Consider the following 1,479-nt stretch of genomic DNA (forward strand, 5'->3'; position numbering starts at 1 on the left):
GCTACCAGACAACTCCTTGCAGAGCGATATTTAAGAAAACGGGATGGTGAAGCGGACATGCCCTATGAGGTACGTCCGGAACACCGAGCCCTGCGGCAGTACCTCAGCAGTCTTATCGGCTTGAGGTGGCCGGACTCTCTGCAAAGTCTTCTACTTTTGTCTGAAGATCCAATTACTAGAAAGTTTGGCTCCAAGGCTACGGCTATCTACGCATCACTTGTTTCCGGTGATACACAGGGAGTGTTGGAGTGCTTTGGAAGGCATATCGATGTATCGACACTCAAACAAGATGAAGGGAGACTTCTCCACCAAATGGTAGAGGAACTTCGTCATGAGAAGGAAGCCAGGCGAACTAACGCATCTCGAGTAATAGCAGATCTGGTTGACCGTTTTCCTGAAGGCATGTCCCATTTACTGCTTGGTTCGTTGTGTCGTGAACTCGCTGATTCCGCCAAACTCCGATCCCAACTCGGCATCCAGAAAATCAGCAAAGTTCTCGCAGTCGCGCATAGTGATGACAAACAAGCCGTAGCATCTCGTCTAATTCAGGACGTTCTCACAACAGAGGACGAGTTGAGTTTTCAGCTTGAAACGTTGGAACCGCCTAACGTCGAAGAAGCCGTATCATTCGCAAGGGCAACTGTGGCTCTAGTTTTACCTATTCGTCGCGACAATGGTCTTGATCCTGAAGCAGACGCTCAGCTACTCGCCTGGCTTGTCGGTCGAACGGTCATAACTGGTGGAAAAAGCCATCAGTTCTCATTCAAAGAGTTTGAACATTGGATCAGCGACTATGAAGAGAACCTTCTCCCTGACCTTAGTGATCAATACACCGATCTTTTAGCGACTGAACTGGAAAGCGACTCTGCACCGGGCTTTGATATCTCTGCCGCCGTAAACCGAGCACAGAAAGTCTTCGCCCGTCTTTGGGAATCTGGCGAGGAAACCCGACCAATTCTCTGGAAGACCCTCACCAGATATGTTGCGCTAAAACAGTCTGAAGCTTCGCAGGCTGCATGGGAGGTAATGACAAAGCACGTCACTTCGACTTCGCTGAACGCTACTCAAATCAGTAGTTTCCTGAGCGCTTTTATCGAACGCCTCGACCAGGAGGCAAAGAATGAAGAGTGGTCGCTTGAGATAGTGAAATCAGCAGCCCAATCACTACTGACTTTCATACGTACCCGGCCTTCTGAGATCGAGGACATTGCAATCCACGCACTTTCAGATCTAGCCATTTTGTGGAGCCAAGACACTGAAACGGCGACCCTATCATGTGATGTCGTAAAAGAACTTCAGCGAGCCGATATGACAGAGGCTCAGAGTGTTTTCGACAACTGGGCCAAACGTCTACTTGGCGACCTCCCAATTGATTGCAACAAATTGTTGGCTTCTGCATTCGCCACACTCGAGAGTTCAACCCAGAATAGTGCTGTAGCGCAGTTAAACCCAGTTGTTTCTACTGACAATATTGATGAA

The 1,479-nt window shown here is 48.9% G+C and carries 1 protein-coding gene; it reads left to right on the forward strand.

Features of this window, described 5'->3' with window-relative positions; all coding sequences use genetic code 11:
* Window positions 1–57: 57 nt before the first annotated feature.
* Window positions 58–1,479, forward strand: a 1,422-nt coding sequence (locus tag ACOCD2_RS19685; protein ID WP_419625932.1) for a hypothetical protein, incomplete at its 3' end; no start/stop codon positions are given.

Origin of the sequence: Thiolapillus sp. (assembly GCF_048562965.1) — a bacterium.
In the GTDB taxonomy this organism is placed as follows: domain Bacteria; phylum Pseudomonadota; class Gammaproteobacteria; order Chromatiales; family Chromatiaceae; genus Thiolapillus; species Thiolapillus brandeum_A.